This is a genomic window from Nevskia soli DSM 19509 (assembly GCF_000711955.1).
GTDB classification, from domain to species: Bacteria; Pseudomonadota; Gammaproteobacteria; order Nevskiales; family Nevskiaceae; genus Nevskia; species Nevskia soli.
This window is the reverse complement of record NZ_JONR01000001.1, coordinates 20,494-45,449: the sequence shown is the minus strand read 5'-3', so window position 1 is coordinate 45,449 and position 24,956 is coordinate 20,494. Positions and strand designations below refer to the sequence as shown.

Genomic DNA, 24,956 nt, shown 5'->3' with positions numbered 1-24,956 from the left:
CTTCATTTCCCCGAAGTGGAAGCAACGGAAGCAGCAATCGCCGCGGGCTTGTACCAGACCGGCGACGCCCAGGCCCGCTCGGTGATGGTGTTGAAAGCATTGCTGCCGCGGAAGCTGCCGGGCGCGCCTTCGATGCGGCAGCAACCCTCGTAGCCCTGCTTGCCTGAACTCGCCGGGAACATGCCGTTGGCCGAATCGAGCTTGCCGCAATCGACCTGATTGGCCACGCACAGCTGCGTGCTCCAGCGGCAGCTCGGCACCTCGAAGGCGCGCGCATACCAGTAGGCGCGCTGCTGCGGTTTGAAGTCCGGATCATGCCACACCGCGCACAGGCGTTCGGGATGGCCGGCGGTCACCGCGCCGCAGTCCTTGGTGGACGGCGGCAGCACCGGAGCACTGGTTTTCGCCACGCCGTCGTAGACCTGGACGTGCGGCCCCATCGAATCGCTCCATCCCTTCACCACATCGAGCTTCTGCAGCGGCAGGCCGGGCTCGGCGCCGCCTGGATCCTGCTGGGCCCAGACCACCACGTAGGGTGCGCCGCTGCCGCCTGCAGTCAGGTCGCCGCCCATCACCGCGCCCTGCATCTCCCCCGTATCCACCGGGTTGTCGCCGGCGCTGAGGCGGTCGCAGATGTCGGCGGGCGGCACGGTCCAGCTGGCCACGGTGCGGATGCGGATGCGCGGGCCGGAGGTGGCGAAACTCTCGCCGCGCTGCAAGGCCGACCATACCGAGGCGCGCGTATTCTCCGGCGCCCACACGCCGGCCAGGCCGCCAGGATTGAAGCCGCGGGCACGGTCCTGGAACTGGCGGTCGGTGCAGTGCGCCGGATCGGCCGGGTCTTCGCTGCTCTTGGCACAGGTCCAGTAACCCAGCTGGGTCTGCGGATCGTCGTCGAGCACGCCGCCGTGGCCCGGGTAATTGCTTTCATGCACGTCGCCCGGATCGCCGTTGTGGGTGTCGGAAGAGCCGATGAAAGCCATCTTCATCGGGTCCACGCCGAGCACGTCGTCGATGGCCAGGCCATCGGCCAGGATGTTGCGGGCCATGTCCAGCGGCGCCACGCACTTCGTGTCCGGTCCGGATGCGCCGTTGCGGCCCTCGTACTGGCACACGCCGGTGGCATAGGTCGGCGCGGTCCGCAGGCGGCAGAAATCCGGATCGGTGGCGGCGTTGCCTGTACATACCTGCGCGCACTCCGGCGGATCCTGCGGCAGGCCGCGGCAGACGTTCTTGGCCGGCTCCAGCGTGCAACTGGGGTCGAGACTGGTCTCGTAGATTCCCAGGCCGACGCCACACTCGGAATTGCCCTTGTGCTGGTGGATTTCGATGACGCGGTCGTACTTCGCACGCAACTGCGCATCGGCCAGCGTCAGCGCCTTGCCGTCGCGGCCGGCGGGCAGGCCGCTGACCGGATCACGCGGCAGGTACATGCCGCCCGCGCTCTGGTTGGAGTTGTGCGGGATGCTCATGGTCTGGCAGCCCTTGAGCGGATCGCAGTTCTGGTCCAGCCAGTCGTACAGGCGCCAGTCGTCGTTGGTGTTGTCCGAGGTCTGCGCCGTGATGTCGGTCAGCGTGGAGACGTGCGGCACGTCCTGCGGCCGGCTGGTGCCGGCGAAGTAGGCGTCGCGGTGGATCATCTGGTTGTGGAACTGCGAGGTCCACTCGAAGCCCGGAAAGGTGGTGAAGGCGCAGGGCTTGTTCTCGTCGTCGGCGATATTCAGCTCGTCCTGCCAGGGCAGCACCGTCGCCGGCAGCGGCGCGGCGGCGGTGGTCAGGATGTAGAAGGCCGGGGGAGCGCCGCCGTTGACGATATCGGTGACATTGGTGCGCAGGTAGTTGCCGACGAGGTTGCACACGGGGTTGATGCCGATGGGCAGGGCGCCGTCGACCTGGCACAGCAGGCGCCAGTCGCCGAGGAAATCGGAGTGGTCGGTAACCGCGGCGAAGTCCAGCGGCCGGTCGAGCTGGATCTGGCGCCCCGCCGTATACGGATCGCTCTCCCCAGCCGGCAGGCTCTCCCGCTCGCCCTGGGCGAAGCGGTAAGCCTCGCGCGGCCCGTTGAGGCCGTTGAAGAAATAGGCGTCGATCGAATACAGGGTGTGCACGTGCATGTCGCCGAAATACACGTTCTTGTGCGTGGCGTCGGCGCCCTCGCAGGTGGTTGCGGCAACACCGCCGCTCGAAGAAGAGGCACCGCCAGAGGAGCTGCTTCCAGTGCCGCTCGCCTGCGTCACCGGCGCGCTGCTGCTGCCGCAGGCGACGAGTGCCAGGCTCAGGGCCAGGGCGCCGAAGCGGATCAATGCGATGCAGTTATTCATGGAATCTCGCTCTCGTCCGTCACCCGCCGCGTGATGCTGATGGCTGAAGGGTCATCGACCACGCGATAACGGCCGCGCAGGGAAGCCAGCGCCAGCCGCAGCGCTTCCTGCTTCTCAGACTCCGCGTAGTCCGTCGCGACCCGCGCCCGCACCTCCGCCAGTGCAAGCGTGCGCCCCGGTTCGATCCGTTCGAGACGTACCCAGTGCGCACCCAGGGCCGAGGGAATGGGGCCGTGCCAACCGTCGGCCGGCAATTGCGTCACGTCCTGCGCGAAAGCCAGTCCGAATTCGGAAACGATGCGGGCCGCGCTCACCGCCACGCGGCGGGCGCCGTTGGGAAATGGATCGCCGAGCTTGGCAAAATCATCCGGACTGGCGCGAAGCCTCGCACCCAGGGCCAGGGCATCGGCTTCGAGTTGCGCGCCGTGGGCGCCGCAGCTCAGGTAGACCTGCTCGAAGGTGTAGCGCGCCGGCGCCTGGTAGCGGTCGGCGTGCTGATCCAGGTAGGCCTGCAGCGCCTCGTCGCCGGCCGCCTGCGGCGGATGCTCGGCGAGCAGGGCTTCGCGCGCGCGACGCTGCAACTCGCGGCGCACGATCAGGTCGTCCAGCGCATAACCGCGGCGCAGGCCTTCGCGGAACAGCAGTTCGTCGTCGAGCCAGCGATCCATCTCGTGCCTGGCTTCCAGCGCCTGATGCTGCGCAGGGGTGATGGCGATCACGGTGGAGAACGCACTACTCTCACCAGCCGGTGCGTATGCCTGCGCCAGTTTCAGAGTCAGCGCGGTTCCGGCCAGGAAGGAGGCGATGCAACAACCGGCGATGCGAAAGTTCATCGGCTTGCGCTCCAGCTCAAAGGCGATAGAGGAAATCGGGACCGACCTGCTCGCGCCCGTCGTCGAAGCCGATCTCGTCAGTGACCAGGGCATTGATCTTCTGGTTCAGCGCCAGGATCAGCTCCTTGTGCAGCTCCGGCTCGGCGGCGAGATTGACGATCTCGTCCGGGTCGGTCTGCGTGTCGTACAGCTCCAGCTGGTTGTGCTTGAGCAACGTATCCCAATCTTTGGGAATGTGGTGCTCCTTCGGCTTGAAGTAGCGGGCGAACTTGTAGCGGCCGTCATGCACGCCGCGGAACAGGCCGGGATGATCCAGGCGCGGACCGAGATGGCCTTCGGCCAGGTTCGCCTTGAACAACGCCCACCAGGTCGCATCCTCGTGCGCGGCCATCACATGCCGCGCGGCTTCCGGGTCGATGTACAGGGTGGTGTTGTAATCGTAGAGATGGCCGCGCCGGTCACGCTCGGTGCGCGCATTCGCATCCGCCACCGCCGCCGACAGGTCCACACCTTTCAGCGCCGGATATTTCTCCGCGCGCTGCTGCTCGCCCAGGCCGGCGAAGGAGAGCAGGGTCGGCACCAGGTCGATGGCGCCGGCCAGGGCCTGGGTGGCAGCGCCGGCTTTCGCGTCGGGATGACACACGATGAAGGGAACACGCACGTTCTCCTTGTACATGGTCGGACCCTTCTGGCGCAGGCCGTGCGCCCCGAGCATCTCGCCGTGGTCGGCGGTGTAGACCACGATGGTGTTGTCATCCAGGCCCAGCTGTTCCAGGGTGCGCAACACGGTCAGGGCATGCGCGTCGACGTCGCGGATGCAGTTGTAGTAGTAGCTCTGGTAATGGCGCCAGCGCGTCTCGTCCTTCGGATCGATGCGGCCGAACAGCATGTTGCAGAACTCGAGGTACGAGCGATGCGCCCAGGGCTTGGTCGACAGGTCGTCGGCGTAGTAGCTGCGCGGCAACGGCAGGTCCCACTGTTTGGTGTAGACGCCCTCGAACGGCGGCGGCGCCAGCGGCGACAGGAAGTCCGGGTCCAGACGCGTGTGCGATTGCTGATGGTCGGCGTCGTCGAAGAACACGATGTCATGCGGGTTGACGAAATTCACCGCCAGCAGCCAGGGCTGGTCCAACCTGGTGCCGCGATCGTGCAGCCACTGGCAGGCGGCGCTGGCGACCTCGCCGTCGAGCTTGAAGCCGGACCAGGTGGCACCGTCGGCAATGCCGTTGTCGCTGTAATCGGAAAAGCCGTAAGGCTCCAGCGCCATGCGTGCGCCGTGGAATGGCCCGTAGCGGACATTGCCCCCAGCGGGTACATCGGACAGGTGCCACTTGCCCTTGTAGGCGGTGTAGTAACCCTGGTCGCGCATCAGGTGGCCCAGCGTGGGCACCTTGTTCAATGAGGGGTAAGGCGGCGCGCCGACGTTGGAGGTAACGCCGGTGAACTGGGTGTGCTGCCCCGTGTACAGGTTGGAGCGCGACGGCGAGCATGGCGTCGTATGCACATTGAAATTGCTGAACGCGGTACCGCGCTCCATCAGCCATTCGTGGGCGTTCAGGCCTAGGCCGCCGGGAAGATCGGGCCAGCCGCGTTCCTGGTCAGACATGATCAGCAGGATATTGGGCCGCTTGCGCTTCACCACGGCCGGCGCCGTTCCGGCTGCCGGCTGGGCCTGGCTGCCACCGGCAAGCGCAACCCCGCCCAGCGCCAGCGCGCGGGTGAACTCGCGGCGCGTATATCCCTCGTTTTTTCTGTTGTTGTTCTTGCGATCCTGCGACATGGTCTGTTCCTGTTCTCAGTGCCGGTCCAGTGGAGGTGCGGCACGGCTTAGCGCCCGCTCCAAATCCTCGATGCGGTCCTGGCCCCAATAGGCTTCCCCCTCGAACACCAGGGTCGGCACCCCCCAATGCCCCAGAGCCGCAAGCTGCGCGGTATTGGTTTCGACCCGCTCGCGGTAATCAGGTGTCGTGATGGCGCGGCGGCAGGCTTCCCATTCCAGCCCGGCGCGCTCGCACAGCGTACGCAGCGGCGCATCGCGCGATACGTCCACGCCCTCGCCCCAGATGGCGCGCGCGGTGAGGTTGACGAACACCGCCAGCCGCCCCTGTTCAAGCGCGTGCTCGGCCACGCAGAGGCAGCGCCACACGCCCTCACCGAGGGGATCGTGGATGCGGCCGAACGGCAGTCCCAGGCGATCGGCTTCGCGCGCGGCGTCGCGCAGGATGTAGAACTGCTTGGCGCGCGGCAGCGGCTGGCCGCGCATCGCCATCGGCCGCACGCCGCGCCAGACCAGTTCGATGCCATAACGCCGCGGCAACTCGAACACCCGCGGCGCCGACAGGTAGGAATACGGGCTGCGGAAAGAAAAGAAATACTCGACCCTGGGGGCGTTCATCGTACGGCTCCCAGAAGCTCGTCGAGGCGTTCGGCAATCTGCGCCAGGCGTTCATGGGCAAAAAACCACTCGCCATCCACCCGCAGCGCCGGCGACTCCCAATGCCCGCGACTGCGCAGGCGCCGGCTGTTGGCGGACAGCGCCGCCTGCAGTTGCTCCGTCTCGGCCGGAGGCTCGCAGTGCAGGATGCCGCGATGCAGCTCCGCATACGTTTCCCGCTGTAACGGCCCAGTGGAGTTCAGCCACAGCGCCTCCACGACGGCCGCGGCAAAGCTGCCGACCTCGGGATTGCGGCGCGCGGCTTCGGTCCAGGCGGCAAGGAAGGCGCAGTCCGTGGCAGCCAACGGCTGCCGGCGCGACAACTGCCGGCCGCCGCGCAACAGCAGCCGGTCGGCATCGACGATGGAGTAAAGCTGGCGTTGCCGCGCTGCGGGATCACCGGCAATGCCGCGCTCCAGCAGCGGGTACAGATCCAGCGGCAGGCCGTGCTCCAGCGCCAGGCTCAGCAACCCCGGCAGCGCTACCGCCACGTAAGGATCGTCGAAGGCGAAATACAGTTCGAGCCGGAGCGGGCGGCGCAACCAGCGTGGCAGGCGCAGCCGCGACAGGGCCACCACGGTGCGTGGCGCCAGCGAGCGTTGTACGCGGTCGCGCAGCATCCCGGCCAAGGCCGTCTCCCCCCTGTTATTACTATGGGGCCACTTTGGCGGGGCATGGGCGCGGCGTCTTGGCCTTCCCGGTCAAACGATGGGCGCAACAGGACAGATGCGCCGGGGTGGTTCAGGCTTCCAGCGGCTGGCTGCGGAATTCGCCCGGCGTCAGGCCGGTCCAGCGCCGGAATGCCCGGGTGAAGCTGCTCTGGTCGGAGAAGCCGAGCCGGAACGTCACCTCGCACACCGAAACGGCGCTCTCGCGCAGATACTGCTGCGCCAGGTCGCGCCGCACCTCGTCCAGCACCTGCTGGTAGCTGGTGTCCTCGTCCTTGAGCCGGCGTTGCAGGGTCTTCTCACTGAGGTGCAGGGCTGCGGCGACGGCGGCGCGCGGCGGCTCACCGGCCGGCAGGCGGGAGATCAGTTCGGCCCGCACCTTTTCGGCCAGGCGGGCGCCGTCGAAGCGGCTCAGATACTCCATCACCACCAGGTCGTTCTGCCGGGCGAGCTGGGGATTGGCCATGGGCAGCGGCCGGTCCACCCACTCCTGCGGCACCAGCAGCGAATTCTCTTCCGCATCGAACCAGATCGGGCAGCGGAAATAGGCCTCGAACTCGGCCCGCATGGCCGGCGTGGCGCTGCGGCACAGCCGCAATTCCAGCGGCTGGGCCGCCTGCGGGTCCAGTCCCAGCAGCAGCGCCCCCATCTTGACGGTGGAAGCCATCATCAGGTCGATCGCCTCTTCCACCACCGGCACCCCCGCGCGCCAGCGCATCACTTCCTTCAACCCCCACGGGGTGCGTTCGATGACGATGTCGGCGGCACTGCTGACGATGCGCGAGAACCGCGCCGAGCGTTGCAGGGCATCCTCCAGGTTCTGGCTGGCCAGCATGGCCAGGCCCAGACTGTGGAAGGTGGCGGGCTGCACGAACGCCGCGGCCTTGAGGCCCAGACAGGGATCGCTGGTCTCCTCCACCGCCAGGCGCCACAGCCGCACCATGCCGCTGACCGGAACGCGGCCGTTGGGGTCCTTGAGCATGACGCCGTCCAGGCCGGCGCGCAGCAGCAGCGCATCGACGTCGCGGCCGCGCACCTGCAGGGTACGGACCAGGGCGTTGGCCCAGGTGTTCAACGTGGTTTCTTCCCGGCCCATCCTTCTCCTTCGGGGTTGTTTAAGGCCGTTTTTCCGGCTCTTGTCCCGCAACGACTAGAGTATGTCCCGCAGGGTCGAGATTGCCTAGCGCGTCTGGGCTAAAACAGGCTCGGGGCACATACGACGCGGATCAACCGCGCGACTGGGGAGGAGATGAGCGCAAACCGCATCCGCCACTGGCTGGGCTGGGCCGCTTTGCTGCTGGCCGGATCGGCGCAGGGCGCGGACCTGAAGCTGCAGCTGGGCGAGGCCGAACTGGGCCTGACCGGGGTCCTCACCAGCGGGGTGGACTGGCGCATGCAGGACCGCAACCTGAACCTGCTCGGCAAGACCGACGTGCCGGGGCAGCAGACCCTGTGCGCGCCCGACGACTGCATGTCGCTCAGCGGCAACCCGGAACCGAACCAGCGGTTGATCAAGGCGACCGGCGCGTTCAGCGGCGTCAACAGCGACGACGGCGACATGAATTACGGCAAGCACCAGATCGTCGCCGCCACCACCAAGCTCACCCCCACCCTGACCCTGGCCTGGGGTCCGCTGGCAGCCAAGCTGCGCGGCATCGTGTTCTACGACCCCGAGAATGTCGCCTTCCAGGAAACCCACAACAACACCCTGTTCCAGCCGCCGCAGACCGAGCGCAGCGGCAACCTCGAGCACCGCTTCGCCCGCGGCTACAAATGGCGCGAGATGTTCGTCACGTTCGGCGACGAACGCCGCTCGGTGACCTTGGGTAGCCAGATGCTGCCCTGGGGCGAAGCGACGCTGACCCAGTTCAACACCCTCAACACCATCAACCCGTTCGACGCCAATGTGGTGCGCATGCCGGGCGCCCAGATCAACGAGTTCCTGCAGCCGGTGCCGGCGCTGACCGCTGGCGGCGAGCTGGGCGGCGGGCTCTCGGCCGAGCTGTTCTACCAGCTCAAGTTCGTGCCGGTCATTCCGGACGCGGCGGGCAGCTTCTTTTCCTCCAGCAACGTACTCGGCGGCGGCAAGTTCATCGAAGTCGGCCTGGGCCAGTACGCGCAGGACCCGAACCGCGAGTACAAGCCGCCATTCCCCAACTCGCTCATCACCAGCTCCACCCGCACCGCCTACCTGCTCGGCGAGCACTACGGCTATCCGCACGACAACGGCCAGGTCGGGCTGCAACTCAAGTACTACTCGGACGCGCTCAACGGCGGCACCGAAATCGGCCTGTACTACCTGCGCTATCACAGCCGCGTGCCCTACCTCAGCGCCTATGCCGCCGACGGCTCCTGCATCCGGCAGGCCGTGGTACCGGGCTCGTTCGCGGCGGCCCTGGTCTCGTGCCTGGGCTTCCACGGCAGCATCAACCCCGTCGGCGGCAGGGAGCCGCTGCCGGTGGACACGCTGCGCCCCTTCCTGGACTACCCGGAAGGCATCAACATGGCCGGGCTGAGCTTCAATACCACCGTGGGTCACTGGTCACTGGCCGGCGAGTACGCCTACCGCCCCAACATGCCCTTGCAGATCGCCTTCAGCGACATCATCTTCGCCGCGGAGTCGCCGGCTTTCCCGTCGCAGGACATCCCGGTGCCCGTGCAGGCATTGGGCCAGGCTGCGCCCTTCACCATTCCCGGCAACCGCACCGCGGTGCCGGATTTCCTCAGCGTCTACCGCGGCAAGGCGACCGCGCCGCACGACCTGATCCGCGGCTACGAGCGCTTCGGCGTGGGACAGTTCGCCCTCACCGGCATCCGCCAGCTCAGCGCTACCGAGAATCCATTCGGCGCCGATTCCCTGGTGATCGTGGCCGAGCTCAGCGGCGAGAACATCTTCGGCCTGCCGCCGCTGGAGCGCCTCCAGCTCGAAGGTGCGGGCGACCGCACCCACCACAGCCCCGGTGCCGACGGCAGCGGCGATCCCAACGGCGCAGCCAACAGCCTGCGCATCAACCCGACGCAGCAGACCAAGGGCTATGCCACCGCCTATTCCTGGGGTTACCGGATACTGGCGCGCCTGACCTACGACGACGTCTTCGCCGGCATCAACCTGATCCCCGGCGTGCTGCTGTTCCACGACCTCGGCGGCATCTCACCGGCCAGCACGCCGAACTACGTCTCGGGACGCAAGACCATCTACACCGTGCTCGACTGCGAACTCAACCACGGCTTCAAACTCAACTTCCAGTACCAGATCTTCACCGGCGGCGGGAAATACAATGTGCTCAGCGACCGCGACAACCTTGCGGTGAGCGTGGCCTATACCTTCTGAGTCGATGATCCTGCCGCGGGCAATTTACCCCGAACTGCGGACAAAAAAGCCCGCGCCGCATGACCGCGGCGCGGGCTTGGATCAAACAATCAGCGCTATCAGGGCTGCCCGGACGCCGTGGCGCCAGCCTTCTGCGCCGCGATCCAGCCGCTGACGCGGCCATCCATCACGTCCAGGGGCAGCGCACCGCCGTCGAGGATCTCGTCGTGGAAGGCACGGATGTCGAACTTGGCGCCGAGTTCCTTCCTGGCCCGCTCACGCAGATCCAGGATCTTCAGCTGGCCCAGCTTGTAGGCCAGGGCCTGGCCCGGCCAGGCGATGTAACGATCGGTCTCGGCCTGGATGTCCGGCTCGTCCTCGGAGGAGTGCTCGCGGAAGAACTTGACCATCTGCTCGCGCGTCCAGTGCTTGTAGTGCACGCCGGTATCCAGCACCAGGCGATCGGCGCGCAGCAGTTCGCCGGAGAGACGGCCGTAGTCGCTGAGCGGATCCTGGTAAAAGCCAATTTCCTTGCCCAGGCGTTCGGCATACAAGGCCCAGCCTTCGACATAGGCGTTGTAGCCCGCCTGCTGGCGGAACGGCGGCAGGCCCGGCAGGGTCTGCGCGATGGAGATCTGCATGTGATGCCCGGGCACGCCTTCGTGGTAGGCGGTGTCCTCGATCGGCAGCAGCGAGCGGTTCTGGTAGTCGCCGGTGTTCACGTAGACCATGCCGGGACGCGAGCCGTCCGGTGTGCCCTGGTTGTATTCGGCGGCAGCGGCTTCCTTCTCGCGATACTCCTGCACCGGCACCACCTTCACCTCCGTCTTCGGCAGCAGGCCGAACAGCTCCGGCAGCTTGGGCTGCATCTGGGCGATGTACTTGGTGTAGAGGTCGACGATCTGCTGGCGCGAGGTGGCGTGAACCTTGGGATCGGTCTTCAGCGCCGCGCGCATGGCCTTCAGATCCTTGTAGTGCAGCTTCCTGGCGATGGCGGTCATCTCGCCTTCGATGCGCTTGACCTCGGACAGGCCCAGGTCGTGAATCACCTGCGGATCCTTGTCGGTGGTGGTCATGCTGTGGATGGCGAAGCGGTAACGCGCATCGCCGTCCGGCAGTGACCACAGGCCTGGCTGGGCGCGGCCCTTCGGCGCATATTCGGTGGCGACGAATGCCGCCAGCTTCTGATAGGCCGGGCGCACCTCGGTATCCACCGCCTGCAGGATGGCGTCATGCAGGCGCTTGCGGTCCGCCTCCGGCACTGTGTCCGGGAACTTGGCCACCGGCTGTCCGAAGGCGCTCGCCTCACCCGCCGGTTCCGCAATGGACTTGGCCTGCGTCGAGACCTTCTCCAGCAGGAATTTCGGCTGCATCAGGCCGTCCTTCTGGCCCTGGCGCGCCACTTCGATCACCTGGTCGATGATTTTCGGCACCTGGTGCAGGCGCGCCAGGTAGTCTTCGTAATGCTTGGTGCTGTCGAAGGGCAGTGCGGAAACCAGCTGCGCCAGCTGCAGGTGGATGCCGTTGAACTGGTCCAGCGGTTGCTCATAGGTCTTCAGCTCGAAGCCCTTGAGCGTGTCCTGCAACTGCTCCACCATCAGCTTCTGGCTGAGCAGTTCCTGCTCGGGGAAGCCGCTGGTGTCGATGGCCTGGAAGCGGGCCAGGAAATCCTGGGCGTCCTTCTTCTGCTGCTGCACATGGGCCAGCGAAACATCGCTGACCTTATCGTTGTAGCGGTAGTCGCCGATGATGGTGGCGAACTCCGGGCTGTCCTTGAGGTTGTACTCCCACTGCTCGGCCAGCAGGCTGTCCAGCGCCTTGACGCGGACGGCCACATCGTCGGCGGCCAGGGCCGGCGCGGCCAGGGTCAGCGCCGCGGCCGCGAGTGCCGTCAGGGACAGTGTCCTGCGGAATGAATGGTTCATGATGCTCCCGAATGATTTATAGGTGGATGACGAATAGCCCCACGTGACCCGGTTTGACGCGGTAAAGGTGCTCCGGGTTTGGATGCGGGCCGCAGACGGCTGGATTCAACCGACGCCTTCGTCAGATGGCGCCTAAGATAACGCCACCGCCGGTCTTTGCAAAAAAGACCGGGACCGGAACTGCTGCGCCGCAGCGGCGACGGCGGGGGCAACAACCCGGCACCCGGCGGCGGTAGTAGACTATCCCCATGTCTCCCCCGCCTGCCCATGGCGCGCCCAACGGCGTGCCGCAGCTGCATTGGATCGACGGGCAGGTCGCGGCGATGCGCGACGAACTGCTGAGTCTGTCCAACCTCAATTCCGGCAGCTTCAATACCGCCGGCGTCGACGCCTGCGCGCAGCGCCTGCGCCAGCTGTTCGCGCCGCTGCAGGCCGAAGCCGAAAGCATCGCCGTGGCGCCCTACCGCTATACCGACGACCGTGGCGAATGGCGCGAGCGGCCCCTGGGCCATGCCCTGCGCCTGCGCAAGCGCCCGGATGCACCCTTGCGGGTGTTCCTGTGCGGCCACCTGGATACCGTCTTCGGCGTCGAACACCCGTTCCAGAACGCTCATGTTGCCGGCGACGACCGCATGCACGGCCCCGGTGTGGCCGATCTCAAGGGCGGCCTGCTGGCCATGTTCCTGGCCTTGTCCGCCCTGGAGCAAAGCCCGCACCGCGAGCGCATCGGTTGGGAGGTGCTGTTCAACCCGGACGAGGAGATCGGCTCGCAGGGCTCGGCGCCGCTGCTGGCGGAGGCGGCGGGCCGCAATCATTTCGGCCTGGTCTACGAGCCGGCCTATGCGGATGGCGGTCTCGCCTCCGAGCGCAAGGGCAGCGGCAATTTCGACATCGTGGTGCGCGGCCGCGCCGCCCATGCCGGGCGCAATCCGCAGGATGGCCGCAATGCCATCGCAGCCGCCGCCGCACTCGCCACCGAACTGCATGGCATCAACGGCCGGCGCGAGGGGCTGACGCTCAATGTCGGCTACGTCCACGGCGGCGGCCCGCTGAACATCGTGCCGGAGCGCTGCGTGCTGAAATTCAATGTGCGCACCAGCCGCCACGAGGACGAAGCCTGGTTGCTGGATGCCGTGCAGAAACTGGTCGATACCGCCGGCAAGGCTGAAGGTTATGCGCTGGAACTGCGCGGCGGCTTCACCCGCCCGCCCAAGCCGGTCAGCGCCGGCACCGCGCGCCTGCAGCAATTGCTCAGCAACTGCGGCGAAACCCTGGGCCTGCAACTGCAGTTCCGCCCCACCGGTGGTTGCTGCGACGGCAACAACCTCGCCGCCCGCGGCCTGGCCAACGTCGACAACCTCGGCGTGGTCGGCGGCGAGATCCATTCCGATCGCGAGTGGATGCGCATCTCCAGCCTGGCCGAACGCGGCAAGCTCAGCGCGGCGCTGCTGCTGAAGCTGGCTTCCGGCGAACTGTCATGGACCTGAGCACCTGCCGATGAGCGCTCCGCTGCCTTCCACCTATGCCTCGCTGGGGCCGTTCCGCGATTACTTCGGCGGCGGCCTGCCGGTGCTGATGTACCACAAGCTCGGGCCGCGCCCGCCGGGCGTGCGCCTGAAGGGCCTGTATATCGGCGAGAAGCTGTTCGACCGGCAACTCGCCGAGCTGCGCCAGGCCGGCTACCAGTCCTGCGATTTCGACGCGCTGGCCGAGCGCAGCAAACCGGAGCCGAAGCGCATCGGCATCAGCTTCGACGACGGCTACGTCAACGTGCTCAAGTACGGCCTCGGTCCGCTGAAGCAACACGGCTTCCAGGCCCTGCAATACATCGTCGCCGACAACATCGGCGGCGGCAACGACTGGGACCTGCCGGCGGGCGAAGCCTATGAGCCGCTGATGGACCAGGCGCAGATCCGCGAGTGGCTCGCCGCCGGGCATCTCATCGGCTCGCATACGTGCAGCCACGCCAAGTTGCCGGAACTGAGTGTCGAGCAGGCGCGCGAGGAAATCGGCTCCAGCAAGAAAAAACTGGAAGACCTGTTCGGCGTGGCCATCCACCATTTCTGCTATCCCTACGGCTTCTGGAACGAGCGCGTGCGCGACCTGGTGATCGAGGCCGGCTACCTGACCGCCACCACCACCCAGTTCGGCCTCAACGACGCCGCCACTTCGCCGTTCGAACTGCGCCGCATCATGGCCCGTTACCAGTCCTGGGGGCTGCGCAGCCTGCGCCAGCGCCTGTTCGGCTGAGACGTACTCCAATCACCCGGCCATGTCCGATTGCGCATCCAGAAAAATGAATATCGCATTGGACATGGCCGCCCTCACCCCGCCAACGGCTCCGCCGTCGGCCCTCCCCTCTCCCGCGATGCGGGAGAGGGACGCCGGCGTCGCTACGCGACATCCACTCCTATGAAAGTCATCCGCCCGATCCGTTCCACCGATATCGACGCCCTGCTGCACATGGCGCAGAGCGCCGGCGCCGGCTTCACCTCGCTGCCGCCGGTGCGCGAGTTCCTGCAGAAGAAGATCGATCTGTCGGAGCAGTCCTTCGCCGCGGATGTGGACGAGCCGGGGCATCAACGCTATATGTTCGTGCTGGAGGACGTCACCACCGGCACGGTCGGCGGCTGCTGCGCAGTGGAAGCGGCCTGCGGCCTGGATGAGCCGTTCTACAACTACCACGTCGGCCTTACCGTTCATGCCAGCCATGAACTGCAGGTCTACAACCGCATGCCGACGCTGTACCTCTCCAACGACTACACCGGCACCAGCGTGCTGGTGTCGCTGTATCTCTCTCCCGATTTCCGCGGTGGCGGCGCCGGGCGCCTGCTGTCGAAATGCCGCTTCGCCTTCATGGCGCAGTTCACCCGGCGCTTCGCCGCCAAGATCATCGCCGAGATGCGCGGCGTTTCCGATGAGCATGGCCGGTCGCCGTTCTGGGAAGGCCTGGGCCGGCACTTCTTCTCCATCGACTACGACCGCGCCGAGCACGTCGTCGGCATGGGCAACAAGGCTTTCATCGCCGAGCTGATGCCCAAGCACCCCATCTATACCCTGCTGCTGCCGCCCGAAGCGCAGACGGTGCTCGGCAGAGTCCACCCGGATACCGCGCCGGCGCTGCACCTGCTGGAGCAGGAAGGGTTCCGCTATCAGGGTTATATCGACATCTTCGACGGCGGCCCGACTGTCGAAGCCCCGCTGGCCGACATCCGCAGCGTGCGCCGCTCGCGCGAGCTCACGGTGAAGATCGGCAAGGGATCGGGCGGCGGCACCCACCTGATATCCAACACCGAGCTGGCCGGCTTCCGCTGCACCCTTGCTGAACTGACACCAGGGACGGACAGCGTGGAACTGGACGCGACACTCGCCGCGGCGTTGAAGGTGAAAGCCGGCGCCTTAGTGCGCATTGCAGCACTCTGAACCGATATGGCCTTCGCTCTTTCGAAAATCCTGTGGGCATTGGTGTCTCCCGGCTCCCTGGTCTTCCTTCTGCTCGGCAGCGCTTTCCTCTTGCACCGCCGCCGGCCAACCCTGAGCCGCTGCCTCCTGGGTTTGGTACTGCTGGCGTTCATTGCGACTGCCACACTGCCGATCACCCGCTGGGTGGTATCACCACTCGAGCAGCGATTTCCATTGCCAGGCTTGCCAACCAATGTAGACGGCATCATCGTACTCGGCGGCGCGATCGAACCCTCCGATACCCACAATCCCACTCAACCCGGTCTTAATGATGCAGCAGAGCGTGTTACCGCATTTGCCGCTTTGGCGCAGCATTTCCCCAACGCCCGTCTGATCTACAGCGGCGGTTCAGGATCGCTGCTCGACCAGGAAACGCGTGAAGCCGACCTGGCCAAGCCGCTCCTACAAGCGCTGGGCGTCGATCCGGCACGCACCATTTATGAGCGGAATTCACGCAATACCTGGGAAAACGCGGTGTACTCGCAAAAACTGGCTGATCCCAAGCCGGGAGAAACCTGGTTGCTGGTTACTTCCGCATGGCATATGCCGCGAGCGGTGGGATGTTTCCGCAAAATTGGCTGGAACGTTGTTCCCTACCCAGTCGATTACTTCGGCAATGGACCGATAAGGGCCGGTCTGGACGCATTGAACCAATTTCGTTTCATTGGAATAGCGGAAAAAGAATGGCTCGGGCTGCTTACCTACCGCCTGATGAACCGCAGCGATGCCTTGTTTCCCGCAGCACAGGAACCACGTTGAGGGTATGCATATGGTCGCGCATGAAGCACTCCTAATCGGTGGCCAGTGGCGCGCGGGTAGCGGGCCGGAATTCGCCAGCATTAGCCCCTCCAACGGTGAAACGGTTTGGCGCAGCAAGGCCGCCGCAGCGTCCGAAGTCGATGCGGCGGTGAAGGCTGCACGCAGTGCTTTTTCCGCCTGGGCGAATCTACCGTTCGCCGAACGCGAGCGCATCGCCCGCGCCTTCGCCGCCCTGCTGGAGAAGAACAAGGAAAGCCTGGCCCGCACCATCGGCCGCGAAACCGGCAAGCCGCTGTGGGAAACCCGCACCGAAGTGGCGACGATGGTCGGCAAGATCGACATCTCGGTGCGCGCTTATCACGCCCGTACCGGCAGCAGCGAAACGCAGAGCGGCGCCATGACCCAGGCGCTGCGTCATCGCCCGCACGGCGTGGTGGCGGTGTTCGGGCCCTACAACTTCCCGGGTCATCTACCCAACGGCCACATCGTGCCGGCCCTGCTGGCGGGCAACGTGGTGCTGTTCAAGCCAAGCGAGCTGACGCCCGGTGTGGCCGAGGAAACGGTGAAGCTGTGGGCCGACGCCGGTCTTCCCGCCGGCGTGCTGTCGCTGCTGCAGGGCGAGCGCGCCACCGGCGAAGCCCTGGCCGCGCACCCCGGCCTGGACGGCCTCTACTTCACCGGCAGCGCCCGCACCGGCCATATCCTGGCGCGGCAGTTCGCGGAAACGCCGCACAAGATCCTGGCCCTGGAAATGGGCGGCAACAATCCGCTGATCGTCGGCGCGGTCAAGAACACCAAAGCTGCGTTGCATGACGTGGTGCAGTCGGCCTATCTGTCTTCCGGCCAGCGCTGCACCTGCGCGCGGCGCTTGTATCTGCCCAGGGGCGCCGATGGCGACGCCTTCCTCGATGAACTGGCGAAGATCACCCGCAATCTCAAGGTGGGTGCCTACGATGCCGAGCCGCAGCCCTTCATGGGCGCGCTGATCTCTGCGCGGGCAGCCGACGGCATGGTGGAAGCGCAGGCCAATCTGGTTTCGCTGGGCGCAAAACCCCTGGTGGAACTGAAGAAGCTCGATCTCGGCCCCGCCTATCTTTCGCCCGGCCTGCTCGACGTCAGCGGCATCGCCGAACTGCCGGACGAGGAATATTTCGGGCCGCTGCTGCAGGTCGATCGCTACGGCACGCTGGATGAGGCCATCGAGCGCGCCAACCGCACCCGTTACGGCCTGTCCGCAGCCCTGCTGTCGGACCGGCGCGAGGACTACGAGCAGTTCTACCGCGGCATTCGCGCCGGCATCGTCAACTGGAACCGCCAGACCACCGGTGCTTCCAGCGCCGCGCCCTTCGGCGGCATCGGCGCTTCGGGCAACCACCGCGCCTCGGCGTTCTACGCCGCCGACTACTGCGCCTACCCGGTGGCCTCGATCGAGTCGCCGGCCTGCGAGCTGCCGGCGCAGCTGTCACCCGGCCTCAGTCTGTGAGCATAGCCAGGGGTACCGTCGAGGCGAACTTCGACGGCCTGGTGGGGCCGACGCACAACTACGCCGGCCTGGCGATGGGCAACGTCGCCTCGGCCAAGAACGCCGAGCAGCCGTCCGATCCGCGTGGCGCCGTGCTGCAGGGCCTGGCCAAGATGAAGGCGTTGGCGGACCTGGGCATGGCCCAGGGCGTGCTACCACCGCAGGAGCGTCCGCACATCCCCTCCCTCAAACGTCTTGGCTTCTCCGGCAGGGACGCCGACGTGTTGCGCAAGGCGCACAGCGAAGCACCGGCCTTGCTGGCGGCGATGGCATCGGCTTCGTCGATGTGGACGGCCAACGCCGCCACTGTTTCGCCCAGCATGGATTGTGCTGACGGCCGCGTGCATTTCACCCCGGCCAACCTCGCCACCCACCTGCATCGCGCCATCGAACCGGAGACCACGGCGCGGGCACTGCGCGCCATCTTCACCGACGACAAGCGCTTCGTGCATCACGAGGCGCTGCCGGCCACGCCGCAGATGGGCGATGAGGGCGCCGCCAACCACACCCGCCTGTGCAGCGATTACGGCGCGCCCGGCCTGGAACTGTTCGTCTACGGCGCGGCTGGCGACGACAGCCCGCGGCCGCAGAAATACCCGGCGCGGCAGACCCTGGCCGCCAGCGAGGCGGTGGCGCGCCTGCACCAGCTCGATCCCTCGCGCCGTTACTTCGCCCAGCAGAAACCGGAAGTGATCGACCAGGGCGTGTTCCACAACGACGTGATCGCCGTTGGCAACCGCGAGGTGCTGCTTTACCACGAGCAGGCGTTCACCGATAAAAAAGCAATACAGGATTGGGTGCGGCGCTGCCTGCGCGGCAGCAGCGTCTCCGCACGCGAGCCGGTGTTGCTGGAGATCAAGGACAGCGAAGTGCCGGTGGAGGACGCGGTGCACTCCTACCTGTTCAACAGCCAGCTGATCTGCCCGCCGGACGGTTCGATGTGGATCGTGGCGGCGCACGAATGCGAAGAGCGTCCCAGGGTGTGGGCGGCGATCCAGCGGCTGGTCGAAGACCCTGCCAACCCCATCGCCGGAGTCAAGGTGTTCGACCTGCGCCAGTCGATGCGCAACGGCGGCGGCCCCGCCTGCCTGCGCCTGCGCGTGGTTCTAGCCGAGGCCGAGCGCGCGGCGGTGAATCCCAAGATCTGGATGAACGACGCCCTGTACACCCGCCTGACCGCCTGGGCTAACAAATATTACCGCGACCGCCTGGTGCTGGCGGACCTTGCCGATCCGACCCTGCTCGACGAATCGCGCGGCGCGCTGGACGAGCTGACGCAGATTCTGGGGCTGGGCAGCCTGTACGACTTTCAGAGGTAGTCGGCACACGCTTTAACACGTGAGTCCGCAGCAATTGCTGCTGCCGCCGTTTCAGTGCTGCGGTTGCATGCCGGTCGACTGCCTGTTCATCCCTCGCCGTCCATTCAAGCTTTTCGTACTGCCCCCCATTCTTGGCGTGCCGGCCCCCATTCCTGAAGAAGTGTGGTTATAGCCCGAACTACCGCCACAATGGTTGAATCTTGAGGAACTGCTGGACATGCCGCTCGCCGGGCGATTCATACCCCCTCCCCCCGCGGCACCATGGCCGCCTAAGCGGCTGCTACCGCATTGGTCCATGCCGCCGGCGGAGGTACCGCCACTGCTGCCACTCTCGCCACTGCCACTGCCCGGGTTCGTCACTTGAGTGGAACTCAGGCTGCTCGTTTTGGACCTGGTTGCCTTGTGGGAGGTTGCCGCCGTTGATTGAGGACCGCCGATCTGGCTACTGCTCAATGATTTACTGCCACGGTAGGGATCGTAAATTCCACCGGGCGCATAGGGATTGTCGAATGAGGTGTAGGCCTGAGAGCGTTGCTGGGTATATGGCGAGGCGGCGCCGGGAATGGCGCCGCCGCCTTGTGCGTTTGCTGCTGCCGCGACCAAACTTGATAAAACAAGCGTCAACGTCGCGCTCAAGCGGGTATTCATGGAAAAAGACTCCTCGGACAGCGACTGATGCTAGGCATTTGCACCGGAGTCCGCAATCATCTCAGCTGAAATGTCATTACTTATCCAAATAGACCGCCCAGCGCTTGCAATGTTCCTCGTCCAAGTTCCAAAGACGCCCCGGTTCCGCCAACAATGCGGAAATGTGAAGTTTCAAATAGCCCGCTTGCCACACTCAAAACAGGTGCGCGACCATTTCCAATGCCGGTTGGGGTGATAAAGCCCCTCGACCCGCAAATCACGAACCCGGCAACGGGCGGCATCCGTTTTAATACGTACATCGCCCCTGCGCTCATCAGGTGTTTACGGATACTCTAAGCACTGCTCGCTCTGGGCTATACTCGCTGCCGATTCCGACCGTTTTTCCGCCCAGCCTCCCATATTCGTGTACGCCGCGCATTTCAATCTCCGCGAGCCGCCGTTTTCGATTGCCCCGGATCCGGCCTTCCTTTACATGAGCTCGCGCCACCAGGAGGCGCTGGGCCATCTGCTCTATGGCACGGGCCAATATGGTGGCTTCGTGCAGCTCACCGGCGAGGTCGGCACCGGCAAGACCACCATCGTGCGCACCCTGCTGTCGCAGAAGCTCGGCAATGTCGACGTGGCGATGGTGCACAACCCGCGGCAGAACGAACTGGAGTTCGTCGCCTCGATCTGCGACGAGCTGGGGGTGAATTACGAGAAGCCCCCGACCTCGATCAAAACCCTGGTCGATGCACTCAACGAGCACCTGCTGAAGACCCACGCCGCCGGTCATCGCACCGTGCTGATCATCGACGAGGCGCAGCAGCTCGATCCCAAGGTGCTGGAGCAGGTGCGCCTGCTGACCAACCTGGAGACCGACAAGGAAAAGCTGCTGCGCATCATGCTGATCGGACAGCCCGAGCTGATCGAGCTGCTGGCCCGGCCGGATCTGCGCCAGCTCGCTTCGCGTATCACCGCGCGCTACCACCTCACGCCGCTGTCGGTGGCGGAAACCATCCAGTACATCAGTCACCGCCTGCAGGTCGCTGGCGGCGCCAGCGACCTATTTGCCGACGCGGCGATGCGGCGCGTGCATCACTACGCCCACGGCATCCCACGCCAGATCAACATCATCTGCGACCGCGCCCTGCTCGGCACCTACGCCAAGGGCTACCGCACGGTCACGGCGGAGATCGTCGACCACGCGGCCAACGAGGCGCTGGGCCTGGACCACAAGCCGCGCCCGGCTTCGCTTACGGACCGGCTGCGCCAATGGCTGCCGGCCGGCATTCCCCTGCGCTGGATCGAGGGTGCCCTGGCGGTGGCGGCATTGATCGTCGCCGGGGTTCTGCTGAGCGAGCGGCTCGGCCGGCACCAGCCGGAAGCGGCGCCGGTGGCAGCGGCTGCCGCACCGGTCGCGGCGTTGCCGCCTCCTGCCAGCAGCGTGGCCGCGCCGACGCCGGCTCCGGCCATCGATGCCGGGATCGGTGCACTGCGCGCCACGGCCCAGCCTTTGCCCGTGGTGATGGCGCGGCTGATCGGCCTGTGGAATCCGAAGATCACCGTGCCGCGCGGCGAGAATGTCTGCCATGCGCTGTCACAGCAGGGCCTGGAGTGCTACCACGCCAACGGCAGCTGGGCCGACCTGGCGCAGCTCAATCGCCCGGCCGTGCTCAGCCTGAACCTGGATTCGGGCAAGACCCAGTACGTGCTGCTGAGCGCGCTCAACGGCGACAGCGCCGTGCTGGACAGCGGCAGCGGGCCGCTGCGCCTGGCGCAGGCGCAGCTGGAACCCCTATGGAGCGGCGAGTTCCTGCTGCTGTGGCAGCGCGATGCGGATGCCGCCCCCGTCGGCCCTGGCGCGCACGGCGCCAGCGTGGTTTGGCTGCGCCAGCGCCTGGCCCAGGCGCAAGGCAAGTCCCTGACGCCGCCGGTACCGGCCACCTACGGCCCCGAACTGCGCGGCCAGGTGACCGATTTCCAGAATGCGCACGGCCTGGACGCGGATGGCGTAGCGGGCATCCGTACCCTGATCATGCTGTCCAACATCGGTCACACGGCCGGGACCCCGGTCCTGGCGGAGAACGGCGGATGATATTTGCCATGTCACCCTGCGAACGAAACGGACTACTGCCCTCATCCCCGCATCGACTCGCAACGCTAGGATCCCCATGCTGCGCATGGGGCCCCTCCACGCTGCTCGCGAAGCCATGAGCTACATCCTCGACGCCCTCAAGCGTGCGGAACGCGAGCGCAAGCAGGGCCAGGTTTCGGTCCTGGATGAGATAACGACCACGCAACCGGCCGCGGAGCAAAAACGGCGCCTGCCGGCCTGGCTGGTTCCGGTCATTCTCGCCGTGATGGTGCTGGCGCTGCTGATCTACACGCTGGTGGCCTGGCGGCATCACGGCAAGGATGCGGGTGCCGCATCGGTTCCGCCGCCGGCTCCTGTGCAGGTAGCTGCGGCGAACAATGTCCCGCCGCCGCCGGTGGCCGTGCCGCGCAATGTGCCGCCTGCCCAGGCGGCCACCATCGAGGATGGCGGCAAGATCGCCACCCTGGACGACGTCAGCGAAGCGCCGCAACCCCCGCCCCCGGGCGACCAGCCGCCACCGGATCAGGCAGCCGGTCGGGCTCCGCCGCCCGACCGGCAGATGCGGCCGCCGCCGGGACCGCCTCCGGGCGGCGAACCGCCGCAGGTGCGGCGTTCGCCGCGGCCTCCGGTGGTCACCGTGCCGTCGGACGCCGCGGCTGCCGCGGCCAGCACGGCGCCGCCGGTCGACGATTCGACGGCGAACAATGCCGCCAATGCGGCGGTCGCCGACGTGCCGCCGCCGCCGACTTCAGCGCAGGACCAGGTGCAGCAAGCCCCGCCGCAGCAGCGCCAGTTGCGGGAAATGCCGGAAAACTTCCGCGCCAATTTCCCCGCCTTCACAGTGGATGTGCACGCCTACAACAGCAATCCGCAGCGGCGGTTCGTGTTGATCGGCGGCAAGCGCTACCACGAGGGCGATACTCTGGCCGAGGGGCCGCGCATCATCGGCATCGTGCCGGAGGGGCTGGTGCTGGACTGGCAGGGGCAGCAGGTGCTGTACGCCATTTCGCACTAGGCGTTCGGTCTGCTGACCAAGTGTTGTCGAAGACCTGATCGACCTTTGAGGAGCGGCCGCGTGGGCTGCGCGCCTGCGGCGCTTCACCCACCCTACGATTTAATTCAGTGCACCTCGGGTAGCGCCAGGCGCTTCCCGGGCTACGGCCCGTATCTTCAGCCGCCGGAGGCTTTCTTCACGGCGGTGCCGGCCAGTTCGGCGCAGGCGGCATCGAGGCGCTTGAGGCCTTCGGCGAGATCGGCTTCGGCGATGATCAGGGACGGCGCCAGGCGCAGCACGTCGGGGCCGGCCACCAGGGTCCACAGGCCGTGGCGGAAGCCGGCGTTGACGATGTCCTTGGCCCGGCCTTTCCATTGCGCGGTGAGCGGCGCGCCGATCAGCAGGCCCATGCCACGAACCGGCTCGAAGATGCCGTAGCGCTTGCCGATGACGTCGAGGCCTTCGCGCAGCAGTTTGGCGCGGGCTTCCACGCCGGCCAGCACTTCGGGCGTGTTGACGATGTCCAGCACCGCCTCGCCGACGGCGCAGGCCAGGGGATTGCCGCCGTAGGTGGAGCCGTGGGTGCCGAACTGCAGCACCTCGGCGGCCTTCTGCGTGCACAGCATGGCGCCGATGGGGAAGCCGCCGCCCAGGCCCTTGGCGCTGGTCAGCACGTCGGGCGTCACGCCGAAGTGCTCGTAGGCGTAGAGCTTGCCGCTGCGGCCCATGCCGGTCTGCACCTCGTCGAAGATCAGCAGGGCGTTGTGCTTGTCGCAGAGGCGGCGGGCGCCTTCGATGAACTCCTGCGTGGCGGGGAGGATGCCGCCCTCGCCCTGCACCGGCTCCAGCACCACGGCGCAGGTTTCGTCGGAGATCTCCTCTTCCAGCGTCGCCAGGTCGTTGTACGGCAGGTGCTTGATGTTGCCCGGCAGCGGTTCGAAGCCCTGGGTGTACTTGGCCTGGCCGCCGACGCTGACGGTGAACAGGGTGCGGCCATGGAAGGCGTTGTAGAACGAGATGATCTGGTTCTTGCGGCCGTCCGACTGGGTGTTGCCGAAGCGCCGCGCCAGCTTGAACGCCGCCTCGTTGGCCTCGCCGCCGCTGTTGCAGAAGAACACGCGGTCGGCGAAGGTGGCCGCGGTCAGCTTCTGCGCCAGGCGCAGGGCCGGCTCGTTGGTCATGACGTTGGACAGGTGCCAGAGCTTGCCGGCCTGCTCGGTCAGCGCCGCCACCAGCTTGGGATGGCAGTGGCCGAGCAGGGTCACCGCGATGCCGCAGGCGAAGTCCAGGTATTCCTTGCCCTGCTGGTCCCAGATGCGGGAGCCGGCGCCGCGCACCGGGATGATGTCGGAGGGCGCGTAGTTCGGCACCATCACGTGGTTGAAAGTGGCGCGCGTCACGTTCTGCATGGATAGACCCGGCGGGCGGTCCGCCTCAGTGAAAAAGGCCCGGCGGACAGCGGACGGGCCTTGATATATGGAATGTTGCAGCGATTATACGCCCACGCCGGGCGGGTTCCAGGACGGGTGGACCGCGTTTCCGGCCTTGGGCGAGGGTTCAAAACGCCGAAAATGCCGCCGCGCAGTCCCGGGTAGCGCTTCGCGCTTCCCGGGCTACTTTGGGGCGATTTTCACCATGCGTGCCATGCGTGCCAAGGTTTTTTGTTGGCACGCATGCGGCGAGCGAAGAATCTCAGGCGGCCAGAACGCGTTCGCGGGCGGCGCGGTATTCCTGGCCCAGGCGGGTGACCAGTTCGGCGGTAGTGGGGATGTCGCGGATCTGGCCGGTGCCCTGGCCGGCCCCCCAGATGTCGCGCCAGGCCTTGGCGCCGCCGGTGGCGGGGTCGGCGCCGGCACCGAAATCCATGGCGCTCTTGTCGCCGTCCGGCAGCTTGTCCGGGTCCATGCCGGCGGCGACGATGCTGCTGCGCAGGTAGTTGCCGTGGACGCCGCTGAACAGGCTGCTGTAGACGATGTCCTCGGCGGCGCTGTCGACCAGGGCCTGCTTGTAGCCGGGCACGGCGTTGGCTTCCTGGGTGGCGATGAAGCGGGTGCCGATGTAGGCGAGATCGGCGCCGATGGACTGGGCGGCGAGGATGGCGTCACCGCTGGCGATGGCGCCGGAGAGGATGATGGTGCCGTCGTAGAAGGCGCGGACTTCCGGCACCAGGGCGAACGGCGACAGGCGCCCGGCGTGGCCGCCGGCGCCGTTGCAGACCAGGATCAGGCCGTCGACGCCGGCCTTGAGGGCACGCTTGGCGTGCTGGATGGTGGTGACGTCGTGGAAGACCAGGCCGCCGTAGCTGTGCACCGCTTCCACCGCCTGGTCCGGCGCGCGCAACGAGGTGATGACGACCGGCACCTTGTACTTCACGCACAGCTCGATGTCGTGCTGCAGGCGCGGGTTGGAGGCGTGCACGATCTGGTTGACGGCGAAGGGCGCGACCTTTTTATCCGGATGGGCGGCCTTGTAGGCGGCCAGTTCGCTGGTGATGCGCTGCAGCCACTGCTCCAGCACCGGCTCGGGACGGGCATTGAGGGCAGGGAAGGCGCCGACGATGCCGGCCTTGCACTGCTCGATCACCAGATCGGGGGTGGAGACGATGAACATCGGCGAACCGATGACGGGCAAGGCAAGGTTGTCGCGCAGCAGCTGCGGCAGTGACATTGAATACTCCTTTAATG

Annotated in this window: 19 protein-coding genes; 9 read left to right on the top strand and 10 right to left on the bottom strand. The window is 66.5% G+C overall.

The window, feature by feature from the left end; genetic code table 11:
• Nucleotides 1–2: 2 nt before the first annotated feature.
• The 6 genes from BP26_RS0100140 to BP26_RS0100115 all read right to left on the bottom strand — a co-directional run bounded on the left by BP26_RS0100140 (nucleotide 3) and on the right by BP26_RS0100115 (nucleotide 7,352).
• Nucleotides 3–2,321, bottom strand: coding sequence for a DUF3604 domain-containing protein (locus BP26_RS0100140; RefSeq protein WP_084182649.1), 2,319 nt, complete (start codon nucleotides 2,319–2,321; stop codon nucleotides 3–5).
• Complete coding sequence (locus BP26_RS0100135) at nucleotides 2,318–3,154, bottom strand: peptidyl-prolyl cis-trans isomerase (protein WP_029918552.1); 837 nt, start codon at nucleotides 3,152–3,154, stop codon at nucleotides 2,318–2,320. The genes BP26_RS0100140 and BP26_RS0100135 overlap by 4 nt, the downstream gene beginning before the upstream one ends.
• Nucleotides 3,155–3,170: 16 nt before the next feature.
• Nucleotides 3,171–4,934 carry a sulfatase family protein gene (locus BP26_RS0100130; RefSeq protein ID WP_084182648.1) on the bottom strand — a complete coding sequence of 588 codons (1,764 nt, stop codon included), beginning with the start codon at nucleotides 4,932–4,934 and terminating at the stop codon, nucleotides 3,171–3,173.
• Between the two features lie 15 nt (nucleotides 4,935–4,949).
• Nucleotides 4,950–5,549 carry a 2-hydroxychromene-2-carboxylate isomerase gene (locus BP26_RS0100125; RefSeq protein WP_051747914.1) on the bottom strand — a complete coding sequence of 200 codons (600 nt, stop codon included), beginning with the start codon at nucleotides 5,547–5,549 and terminating at the stop codon, nucleotides 4,950–4,952.
• Nucleotides 5,546–6,217: a thioredoxin domain-containing protein gene (locus tag BP26_RS0100120; protein WP_157572282.1), complete on the bottom strand. Its 672-nt coding sequence runs from the start codon at nucleotides 6,215–6,217 to the stop codon at nucleotides 5,546–5,548. The genes BP26_RS0100125 and BP26_RS0100120 overlap by 4 nt, the downstream gene beginning before the upstream one ends.
• Nucleotides 6,218–6,329: 112 nt before the next feature.
• Complete coding sequence (locus tag BP26_RS0100115; RefSeq protein ID WP_029918548.1) at nucleotides 6,330–7,352, bottom strand: AraC family transcriptional regulator; 1,023 nt, start codon at nucleotides 7,350–7,352, stop codon at nucleotides 6,330–6,332.
• A gap of 153 nt (nucleotides 7,353–7,505) precedes the next feature.
• Here BP26_RS0100115 and BP26_RS0100110 point away from each other — a divergent pair, with 153 nt between their 5' ends.
• Complete coding sequence (locus tag BP26_RS0100110) at nucleotides 7,506–9,587, top strand: DUF1302 domain-containing protein (protein WP_029918547.1); 2,082 nt, start codon at nucleotides 7,506–7,508, stop codon at nucleotides 9,585–9,587.
• Between the two features lie 98 nt (nucleotides 9,588–9,685).
• Here the strand turns inward: BP26_RS0100110 and BP26_RS0100105 are convergent, their stop codons facing one another.
• On the bottom strand, nucleotides 9,686–11,491 hold the full coding sequence (locus BP26_RS0100105) for a DUF885 domain-containing protein (RefSeq protein WP_029918546.1): 1,806 nt from the start codon (nucleotides 11,489–11,491) through the stop codon (nucleotides 9,686–9,688).
• 248 nt (nucleotides 11,492–11,739) lie between these two features.
• Here BP26_RS0100105 and BP26_RS0100100 point away from each other — a divergent pair, with 248 nt between their 5' ends.
• The 6 genes from BP26_RS0100100 (at nucleotide 11,740) to astB (ending at nucleotide 18,553) form a co-directional block, all read left to right on the top strand.
• Complete coding sequence (locus tag BP26_RS0100100) at nucleotides 11,740–12,978, top strand: hydrolase (RefSeq protein ID WP_051747912.1); 1,239 nt, start codon at nucleotides 11,740–11,742, stop codon at nucleotides 12,976–12,978.
• A 10-nt stretch (nucleotides 12,979–12,988) separates the two neighbouring features.
• Nucleotides 12,989–13,741 carry a polysaccharide deacetylase family protein gene (locus BP26_RS0100095; RefSeq protein WP_051747910.1) on the top strand — a complete coding sequence of 251 codons (753 nt, stop codon included), beginning with the start codon at nucleotides 12,989–12,991 and terminating at the stop codon, nucleotides 13,739–13,741.
• A 162-nt stretch (nucleotides 13,742–13,903) separates the two neighbouring features.
• A complete protein-coding gene (gene astA, locus BP26_RS0100090; RefSeq protein WP_029918543.1) occupies nucleotides 13,904–14,914 on the top strand; it encodes an arginine N-succinyltransferase in 1,011 nt (336 codons plus the stop codon).
• Between the two features lie 6 nt (nucleotides 14,915–14,920).
• On the top strand, nucleotides 14,921–15,712 hold the full coding sequence (locus tag BP26_RS0100085) for a YdcF family protein (RefSeq protein WP_029918542.1): 792 nt from the start codon (nucleotides 14,921–14,923) through the stop codon (nucleotides 15,710–15,712).
• A 10-nt stretch (nucleotides 15,713–15,722) separates the two neighbouring features.
• A complete protein-coding gene (astD, locus tag BP26_RS0100080) occupies nucleotides 15,723–17,195 on the top strand; it encodes a succinylglutamate-semialdehyde dehydrogenase (RefSeq protein WP_029918541.1) in 1,473 nt (490 codons plus the stop codon).
• Complete coding sequence (astB, locus tag BP26_RS0100075; RefSeq protein WP_084182647.1) at nucleotides 17,192–18,553, top strand: N-succinylarginine dihydrolase; 1,362 nt, start codon at nucleotides 17,192–17,194, stop codon at nucleotides 18,551–18,553. The genes astD and astB overlap by 4 nt, the downstream gene beginning before the upstream one ends.
• A 51-nt stretch (nucleotides 18,554–18,604) precedes the next feature.
• Here astB and BP26_RS29105 read toward each other — a convergent pair whose 3' ends face one another.
• Nucleotides 18,605–19,201: a hypothetical protein gene (locus BP26_RS29105; RefSeq protein ID WP_157572281.1), complete on the bottom strand. Its 597-nt coding sequence runs from the start codon at nucleotides 19,199–19,201 to the stop codon at nucleotides 18,605–18,607.
• Nucleotides 19,202–19,673: 472 nt separating this feature from the next.
• Here BP26_RS29105 and BP26_RS0100070 point away from each other — a divergent pair, with 472 nt between their 5' ends.
• Nucleotides 19,674–21,278: an AAA family ATPase gene (locus tag BP26_RS0100070; protein WP_157572280.1), complete on the top strand. Its 1,605-nt coding sequence runs from the start codon at nucleotides 19,674–19,676 to the stop codon at nucleotides 21,276–21,278.
• A gap of 76 nt (nucleotides 21,279–21,354) precedes the next feature.
• On the top strand, nucleotides 21,355–22,293 hold the full coding sequence (locus tag BP26_RS30815; RefSeq protein ID WP_029918538.1) for a general secretion pathway protein GspB: 939 nt from the start codon (nucleotides 21,355–21,357) through the stop codon (nucleotides 22,291–22,293).
• A gap of 155 nt (nucleotides 22,294–22,448) precedes the next feature.
• Here the strand turns inward: BP26_RS30815 and BP26_RS0100060 are convergent, their stop codons facing one another.
• Both BP26_RS0100060 and BP26_RS0100055 read right to left on the bottom strand, forming a co-directional pair.
• Complete coding sequence (locus BP26_RS0100060) at nucleotides 22,449–23,681, bottom strand: aspartate aminotransferase family protein (RefSeq protein ID WP_029918537.1); 1,233 nt, start codon at nucleotides 23,679–23,681, stop codon at nucleotides 22,449–22,451.
• A gap of 283 nt (nucleotides 23,682–23,964) precedes the next feature.
• A complete protein-coding gene (locus BP26_RS0100055) occupies nucleotides 23,965–24,939 on the bottom strand; it encodes an NAD(P)H-dependent flavin oxidoreductase (RefSeq protein ID WP_029918536.1) in 975 nt (324 codons plus the stop codon).
• Between the last annotated feature and the right edge of the window lie 17 nt (nucleotides 24,940–24,956).

Excerpts from the sequence above, each read along its gene's own strand:
- BP26_RS0100140 (WP_084182649.1), bottom strand. The coding sequence starts at position 2,321 with ATGAATAACTGCATCGCATTGATCCGCTTCGGCGCCCTGGCCCTGAGC.
- BP26_RS0100135 (WP_029918552.1), bottom strand. The coding sequence starts at position 3,154 with ATGAACTTTCGCATCGCCGGTTGTTGCATCGCCTCCTTCCTGGCCGGA.
- BP26_RS0100130 (WP_084182648.1), bottom strand. The coding sequence starts at position 4,934 with ATGTCGCAGGATCGCAAGAACAACAACAGAAAAAACGAGGGATATACG.
- BP26_RS0100125 (WP_051747914.1), bottom strand. The coding sequence starts at position 5,549 with ATGAACGCCCCCAGGGTCGAGTATTTCTTTTCTTTCCGCAGCCCGTAT.
- BP26_RS0100115 (WP_029918548.1), bottom strand. The coding sequence starts at position 7,352 with ATGGGCCGGGAAGAAACCACGTTGAACACCTGGGCCAACGCCCTGGTC.
- BP26_RS0100110 (WP_029918547.1), top strand. The coding sequence starts at position 7,506 with ATGAGCGCAAACCGCATCCGCCACTGGCTGGGCTGGGCCGCTTTGCTG.
- BP26_RS0100105 (WP_029918546.1), bottom strand. The coding sequence starts at position 11,491 with ATGAACCATTCATTCCGCAGGACACTGTCCCTGACGGCACTCGCGGCC.
- BP26_RS0100100 (WP_051747912.1), top strand. The coding sequence starts at position 11,740 with ATGTCTCCCCCGCCTGCCCATGGCGCGCCCAACGGCGTGCCGCAGCTG.
- BP26_RS0100095 (WP_051747910.1), top strand. The coding sequence starts at position 12,989 with ATGAGCGCTCCGCTGCCTTCCACCTATGCCTCGCTGGGGCCGTTCCGC.
- astA (WP_029918543.1), top strand. The coding sequence starts at position 13,904 with ATGAAAGTCATCCGCCCGATCCGTTCCACCGATATCGACGCCCTGCTG.
- BP26_RS0100085 (WP_029918542.1), top strand. The coding sequence starts at position 14,921 with ATGGCCTTCGCTCTTTCGAAAATCCTGTGGGCATTGGTGTCTCCCGGC.
- astD (WP_029918541.1), top strand. The coding sequence starts at position 15,723 with ATGGTCGCGCATGAAGCACTCCTAATCGGTGGCCAGTGGCGCGCGGGT.
- BP26_RS29105 (WP_157572281.1), bottom strand. The coding sequence starts at position 19,201 with ATGAATACCCGCTTGAGCGCGACGTTGACGCTTGTTTTATCAAGTTTG.
- BP26_RS0100070 (WP_157572280.1), top strand. The coding sequence starts at position 19,674 with ATGAGCTCGCGCCACCAGGAGGCGCTGGGCCATCTGCTCTATGGCACG.
- BP26_RS30815 (WP_029918538.1), top strand. The coding sequence starts at position 21,355 with ATGCTGCGCATGGGGCCCCTCCACGCTGCTCGCGAAGCCATGAGCTAC.
- BP26_RS0100060 (WP_029918537.1), bottom strand. The coding sequence starts at position 23,681 with ATGCAGAACGTGACGCGCGCCACTTTCAACCACGTGATGGTGCCGAAC.
- BP26_RS0100055 (WP_029918536.1), bottom strand. The coding sequence starts at position 24,939 with ATGTCACTGCCGCAGCTGCTGCGCGACAACCTTGCCTTGCCCGTCATC.